Below are 6,574 nucleotides of genomic sequence, written 5' to 3'. Positions count from 1 at the left end.
TAGTTGTTGGTCAGATAGCCCCTGCATGCGCCACCGATGTCTATGTACTCCGCACCCATCGCCTTCTGAAGTTCCTTGACGGAGTCAAGCGCGGATCGGAATTCCGTGCTCGTGGGGTTCTCAGCCTTGCGCGCCAGGTCAAGCAGCGCATCCGAAGTGGAGAGCTTTTGCTTTCCCGCATCGGGATCGGTCAATTTGGCGACGATGTCGGCCGGGGCCACGAGGAGAAGTGCAGTCTCCGCTTGGAGCATAACGTTCTGGACGGCAATTGCGCGCGTTCTTGCGTCCGAGATGACGTTGGGTGATGTGCTCCCGACGGCTTCGGCCAGTATGGACAACATGCTTCGACTCTCTCGCAGGAGGTCGGCGCAGCCGGTCTTGACTTCCTCGCGCAGCCGTACTTGCCGGTCGTGTGCCAATTGCTGATTGGTGGTCACAAGAGCACCGGCGAGCCCGAGGGCTGATCCGAGTAACGCGGCGGCGGCGGCGATGACTGCGGTCACGAAGGTCGATCTCTCCCCACTCACGCGGACGGACTGTACGCGCCGTGTACCTAGTCGTACCAGCACCGATTATCGCGGTATGGCGGCTCGCTTTACGCCTGTCTGTGTCCATCGCGGTCAAGAGTGGACGAGGTGACACATGTCCACCGACCCTCCGCTGGCCACCGTCGCCGACGTACAGGCCCGCACCGAAGTGCAGCTCACCCCGGAGCAGCAGGCCCGCGCGGCGGTGCTCGTCGCCGACGCCTCGGCGATCATCCGCGCCCGCGTCCCGGAGCTGCCCGACCCGCCGCCCGCGACCGCGCCCGGCGTGATCGCCACGGCCGTGCTGCGGGCGTTGGCGTCCCCACCGGACGGCAACAAGTCCGAGACGGTGGGCGGGCACTCGCGCACGGCCGCGCACGAGGGCGGCGGGCTCTACCTGACCGAGGACGAATTGGACCTGCTCCGCCCGCCCGCTCCCGCGCCGCGCGGCGCGTTCTCCATCTGGACGGTCTGACCTCGACGGACACGGCGCAAATGGCAGAGCGCCGGCCCGCTGTGACGGGTCCGGCACTTCTCCTCCCTGCTATCGGCGGCTGTTCGCACCGACTTGAGCGATTCAGCCTTGCTTCACCTGATTGGAGCATTCATTCAGCTACCTCACCGCTTCCTCGTCGTGACCCCGACGCCGGTCACCGACGAGTACGACAACCCCACTCCGGACCTGGACTACGGGCCGGACGCCCCGCGTCGCGTGATGTGGGGCCTGCTCCAGCCGGTCACCTCGTCCGAACCCGCCGAACCCGGCCGCCGCCCGGTGGTCACCTCGTGGCGGCTGTTCGGCATCGAGCGCCTGGCCGCACGCGAGCGCATCGAGTGGCGCGAGCGGGTGTTGGAGGTCGACGGCGAACCCGACCTCTGGGAACCCCGGTTCGGCCACGTCCACTACGAGACCCGGCTCAAGCACGTGGAGGGCTGAACGATGGACGCATTCCACGGCTTCCGCGTCGACCGGGACGGCGTGCGCGAGCTGCTGAACTCCCCGGAGTTCGCCGCGATGGTGCGTGCGGCGGCCGAACAGGTCGGCGCGACCGCGCGCGGCGCCGGTCGGCGGGTGACCTCGGGTGAGCCGTTGCCGGTGGAGGTGTTCGACGACCCCAACCACGACCGCGCCGGAACCACCGTGGCGGTGCGCCATCCCGCCGGGGTCGGCATGGAGGCCCGTTACGGGCTGCTCAAGCGCGCGGCCGAGGCCGCCGGGTTGAAGGTCGACGGTCTGGATGCGGGCGGGGAGTCGTGAGCGGGCCGCTTGCGGTGCCGGTCGACGTGGCCGAGCTGGTGGTCCGTGCCCTGCGTCCGCAGCTCGCCGCACGCCCTGAACCCGTGCTCGCGGGCGTCCAGGTGTCCACGCGGGTCGGGGACGGGCCGGACGGCGGGCCGCCGTCGTTGCCGTGGCTGCTGGTCGCCGAGGACGGTCACACCTGGGCCTGGCCCGCGCTTCAGCGCGTGGTGGTCCGGCTGACCTGCTGGCACCGCTCCGAGCACGCCGCCAAGGCCGCGGTCGGGCTGGCGTTGGCGCTGCTGTGCGCCCCGCGTCCCGCGCCGGGCCTGACCGGCGGCGAACCCGTCACCGGCCCCCTCGGCGGGATCGACCCGCACACCGACCGCCCGCTTGCCACCGCCGCCGTCGCGGTGCGCGCCCGCTCCACCATCCGCTGAACCTCGTTCGTACCCGTCTCGGGAGGCTGCCCGCCTCCCGGCACCACCACCAGGAGAGCGGCCCTCCCGCGCCTTCCTGGAGGTCGTCCGCTTGGCACTGAGTCCCACCCTCGTCCGCGTCCCCGGCACCGGGGAACTCTCGCTCGCTCCGCCGGGCACGCCCGAACCGCCCGACCCGACAACCCCGCTCCCGGCCGCGTGGACCGGTCTGGGGCTCTCGACCGAGGACGGTGTGACCATCCGCCGCGCGGTGGAGCGCACCGGCACCACGCACTGGCAGCAGACCACCCCGGCGCGGTTCATCTACACCAGCCAGGAGTTCGGCGTCTCCTCGGTGTTCCAGGAGACCAAGGCCGTGGTCCTGGGCGCGTACTTCGGCGGGATGGTGTTCGCCGAGACCGCCGCCGGGTCGAAGCGCTACCGCGCCGAGATCTCGTCCGTGCCCAAGGGCGACGAGCGCGCCCTGTGCGTGGACTGGGTCGACCAGATCTCGGCGACCGAGATCTACCACCACCGGCTCTACGTCCCGCGCGCCGAGGTCTCCGAGACCCAGGACGCCCAGTGGACCCGCACCCAGGAAGCCCGGTGGGGCATCAGCTTCGCCGCGCTCGCCCCGGCCAGCGGAACCACGTTGGCCGTGTGGCTCACCGACGACCCCGCCGTCCTGCTCGCCCCGCCCAGCGGCGGCGGCACGCTCGCCATCGAGGAGACCACCCAGTGAGCCGATCCCAACGCCGAGAGGCCACCAACCGCCCGGTCGCACCCGCACGCAGTGAGCACGCGGTGATGTGGCGCGGCAAGCGCTTCACCCTGCCCTCGGCCTCGGAGTTCCCGTTGGCCGCGATCGAGGCCGAGGAGGAGGGCAAGGTGCTGCTGTCGCTGCGGCTGATCCTCGGCGAAGAGCAGTACAGGACGTGGCGCGGCCTGGCGACCACGGCCGCCGACGCGGAGCACTTCTCGCAGACGATCATGCGGGAGTTGGGGCGGGGAAACCCGTAGTCGTCGCCCGTCTGCTGGCGGACGACACCACCGCCGAAGCGCTCGAACTGGACTTCCTGCGCTTGGGCCTGGACCTGCTGGACCTCTACCGGGGGCGGCTGTCGTTCCGGCGGGTGTGCGCCGTGGTCGCGCACCTGCCCGACGACGCCGCCGTGTGGCGTGCGACCGGCCCGGACGCCGGGTGGACCCGTCCCGAAGTCCTGCTCGCCGCACTGGAACGCCGCGTGACCCTGCTGTGGGCCACCGTCGCCACCGCCCTGGGCACGAAGGTCAGTGACGCCGACGTGGCCGCTCCGCTGGACCTCGGCGACACCGCCCCGCCCGCACCGGCAGGGGGTGAGCCGGAGCCCGAGACGAAGTCCCTGCGCGAGATCGCGTTGTGGATGCGGGGAGCGTGAGCGCTCCTGGCAACCGTCGGTCACGCCTACCTCAAGGTCCTACCCAGCCTGCAAGGGCTCGGGCGTCACGTCCGGGAACAGATCAACCAGGCCGAACGCGGCGCACCCGACATCACCTTGGGCGCGCAGATCCAGACCGCGCTGGTGCGCGCCCAGCTCGCCGAGCTGGCCCGCGCGGGCGACCGGACCGCCCTGCGGTTGCTCGCCCAGCTCGACACCGCGCCCGCCGAGAACGAGTTCACCGCGCTGCGCCGCCGCCTGTCCGGGCACACCGTCACCATCCGCACCGCCCTGGACCGCAGCGTCGGCGCGAGCGTGCGCGGCCTGGCCCAGCTCGACAACGGCGTCACCCGCCTGACCGGCAGCATCACCGCCCACACCGCCACCGTGGGCGCGGCCACCCTGAAGTACGCCGCGCTGGCCGGTGGCATCGCCCAGGCACTCGGGCTGATGGGCGGGCTCGGCGCGGCGGCCGGAACAGCCGCCGGGTCGCTGCTGATCGTCCCCGCGGTCGGCATCGCCGCAGCCGCCGCCGTGGGCGCGCTGCGCCTGGGCGTCGACGGGCTCAACGACGCCCTCAACGCCGAGACACCGGCCGACTACGCCAAGGCGGTCAAGGACTTCCCGCCCGCGATGCGGGAGACCACCGACGCCGTCCGCGCGCTGCGCCCCCAGCTCGACGGGCTCAAGCTCGACGTGCAGGCCCGGCTGTTCGCCGGACTCGGCAACGAAGTCAGCCGCCTGGGGGACCGGTACCTGCCGGTACTGCGTGACGGCCTGATCGGCATCGCCGAGGGCTACAACCAGGCCGCACGCAACGCGGCCGGGTTCGCGGGCGAAGCCCGCACCGTCGATGACGTCCGGCTGATCCTGGACAACACCGGGCAGTCCGTCCGCGCACTCGCGGGCGGTGTGGCGCCGCTGCTGCGCGCCATCCGCGACATCGCCGCCGTGGGCTCCGACTTCCTGCCCGGCTTCGCCTCCGCGCTCGGGGAGAGCACCGAGCGGTTCGCGCAGTTCATCGCCACCGCCCGCGAGACCGGGCAGCTACGCGAGTGGCTGTCCGCTGGCCTCTCCGCGCTCGGCGACCTGGCCACCATCCTGGGCAACGTCGTCCGGATCGTGTTCACGGTCCTGTCGGCCGCCAACACCCAGGGCGCGGGCCTGCTCCAGACCCTCAACGCGGTCACCGGCTCCATGCTCGCCTTCCTCCGCAGCGCGGAGGGAACCCTTGCCCTACAACAGATCTTCGGCGGTCTCGGCGCGGTGGCCTCGGCCCTGCTGCCGCTGCTCGCCGAGGTCGCACGGGTGGCCGCGTCGGTCCTCGCGCCCGCCATCGCCCAGCTCGGCCCGATGGTCGCCCAGGCGCTGGGCGTGCTCGTGGCAGGGGTCGAGCCCGCGGGCCGCGTCCTGGCCGCCCTCGCCCCGCTGGCCGGGGTCGCGGCCCAGGCCCTGGCCTCGCTGCTGGTCCCGGCTGTCGAGCTGCTGGCCGGGGTCACCGACGAGTTGGCACCGGCCGTGTCCCAACTCGTCGGCGAACTGGTCGGCGGTGCGCTCGCCGACGGCGTGCGCGAGCTGGCCCCCGCCCTGATCGAGTTGGCACGGGCGGCAAGCCCGCTGATCGTCCAACTCGGACAGTTGCTCGTCCAGGCCGTGCAGATCGCGGCCCCGGCGCTGGCGAATCTACTTCGTGTCCTGACGCCGATCGCGGTCGAGATCGGCGGAGCCCTGCTCACGGCCCTGTCGGCGGTGCTGCCGCTGGTCGGCCAGCTCGCCGACACCTGGGCTCAAGTGCTGCTGGCCGGGCTCACGGCGGCGCTGCCGGTGCTCCCGGTGATCGTCTCGACGGTCCAGCAGCTCGCCGGGGTCCTGTCGGTCGGGCTGGCGGCGGCCACGCCCACGCTGGTCGAGATCGGACGGTTGCTCGGCGAGACGCTGTCCACCGCGCTGGTCGGGCTGCTGCCGCTGGTCCCGCCGCTGGCCGAGGCCCTGGTACGGCTCTGGGCCGAGGGCCTGCTCCCACTGCTCCCGCCCCTGCTCGAACTGGGCGTGGCGCTGCTGCCCTCGGTGATCGACATCGTCGCGGCGCTGCTGCCGGTCGTCGTGCAGGCCGCCGGGGTGCTCACGGACTGGCTCAAGATCTGGGCGGCCGTCGCCGCCGAGATCAACGAAACCCTGATCCCGACGCTGCGGTTCCTGCTGGACAACGTCGTCAAGCCCGTCGTGGACAACATCGTCTCCACCGTGTCCGGCGGGCTCCAGTTCCTCCAAGGGCTGCTCGACGTCGCGATGGGCGTGATCACCGGCGACTGGTCGCGCGCCTGGCAGGGCGTCAAGGACATCGTGGCGGGCGCGTTCCAGTTCCTGTGGGGCGCGGTCAACACCGCCACGGGCGGACTGCTCGGCCTCGTCGCGGAGCTGCCCGGCAAGATCCTCTCCGGCCTCGGCGACCTCGGCTCGCTGCTGGTCGAGGCGGGCAAGAACCTGATCCGGGGCCTGCTGCGCGGCATCGAGTCCATGATCAACTCCCTGCGCGACAAGCTCCGACAGGTCACGAACCTGTTGCCCGACTGGAAGGGGCCACCCGAGCGTGACGCGAAGCTGTTGCGCGGCAACGGCGTCCTCATCATGCGCGGGCTGCTGTCCGGTCTGGAGGCCGAGGAACCCGCCGTGCGGGCCTACCTGTCCGACCTCACGCGCAGCATCCCACGCATGGCCGCGCCCGAGGTCGTGTCCGGCCGCATCACACCGGATCGGGTGATCACCCGCACCACCACCGCCGACGCCACGGGGGCGGCACCGCCGGACCTGGGCGAACTGGTGGACGCGGTGCGCGAGCTGGCCGCCCGCCCCGTGGTGGTGCAGGTCGGCGCAACCGAGATCGCCCGTGCCACCGCAGACGGCGAACGCATCCTGTCCCGGAGGTGAGCGCCCGTGCGTTCGCTGTGGATCGGCCCACCGGGGCAGTTGCGG

General features: G+C 72.1%; 9 protein-coding genes. 8 read left to right on the top strand and 1 reads right to left on the bottom strand.

The features are described from left to right. Nucleotides 1-503, bottom strand: a 503-nt coding sequence (locus tag ALI22I_RS00195) for a hypothetical protein (RefSeq protein WP_143531828.1), incomplete at its 3' end; no start/stop codon positions are given. A 139-nt stretch (nucleotides 504-642) separates the two neighbouring features. Here ALI22I_RS00195 and ALI22I_RS00190 point away from each other — a divergent pair. The 8 genes from ALI22I_RS00190 (at nucleotide 643) to ALI22I_RS00155 (ending at nucleotide 6,529) form a co-directional block, all read left to right on the top strand. Next, entirely contained in the window at nucleotides 643-1,002 is a 360-nt protein-coding gene (locus tag ALI22I_RS00190; protein WP_077003565.1) for a hypothetical protein, read from the top strand. Nucleotides 1,003-1,161: 159 nt separating this feature from the next. After that, nucleotides 1,162-1,464 (top strand): hypothetical protein, encoded by a 303-nt coding sequence (locus tag ALI22I_RS00185; RefSeq protein ID WP_077003564.1) that lies wholly within the window; start codon nucleotides 1,162-1,164, stop codon nucleotides 1,462-1,464. A 3-nt stretch (nucleotides 1,465-1,467) separates the two neighbouring features. Then, on the top strand, nucleotides 1,468-1,785 hold the full coding sequence (locus ALI22I_RS00180; RefSeq protein WP_077003563.1) for a hypothetical protein: 318 nt from the start codon (nucleotides 1,468-1,470) through the stop codon (nucleotides 1,783-1,785). Next, on the top strand, nucleotides 1,782-2,204 hold the full coding sequence (locus tag ALI22I_RS00175; RefSeq protein WP_143531827.1) for a hypothetical protein: 423 nt from the start codon (nucleotides 1,782-1,784) through the stop codon (nucleotides 2,202-2,204). Before ALI22I_RS00180 ends, ALI22I_RS00175 begins: the two co-directional genes overlap by 4 nt. Before the next feature lie 91 nt (nucleotides 2,205-2,295). Then, entirely contained in the window at nucleotides 2,296-2,925 is a 630-nt protein-coding gene (locus ALI22I_RS00170; protein ID WP_077003561.1) for a phage tail tube protein, read from the top strand. Then, nucleotides 2,922-3,203 (top strand): hypothetical protein, encoded by a 282-nt coding sequence (locus ALI22I_RS00165; RefSeq protein WP_077003560.1) that lies wholly within the window; start codon nucleotides 2,922-2,924, stop codon nucleotides 3,201-3,203. The genes ALI22I_RS00170 and ALI22I_RS00165 overlap by 4 nt, the downstream gene beginning before the upstream one ends. Further along, entirely contained in the window at nucleotides 3,119-3,601 is a 483-nt protein-coding gene (locus ALI22I_RS00160; RefSeq protein WP_143531826.1) for a hypothetical protein, read from the top strand. Before ALI22I_RS00165 ends, ALI22I_RS00160 begins: the two co-directional genes overlap by 85 nt. Nucleotides 3,602-3,718: 117 nt before the next feature. Beyond that, nucleotides 3,719-6,529, top strand: coding sequence for a phage tail protein (locus ALI22I_RS00155; RefSeq protein ID WP_077003559.1), 2,811 nt, complete (start codon nucleotides 3,719-3,721; stop codon nucleotides 6,527-6,529). The last annotated feature ends 45 nt before the right edge of the window (nucleotides 6,530-6,574 follow it).

Source organism: Saccharothrix sp. ALI-22-I (assembly GCF_001984175.1).
In the GTDB taxonomy this organism is placed as follows: domain Bacteria; phylum Actinomycetota; class Actinomycetes; order Mycobacteriales; family Pseudonocardiaceae; genus Actinosynnema.
The sequence above is the reverse complement of the archived record's forward strand: the minus strand, read 5'-3'. Positions and strand labels throughout refer to the sequence as shown.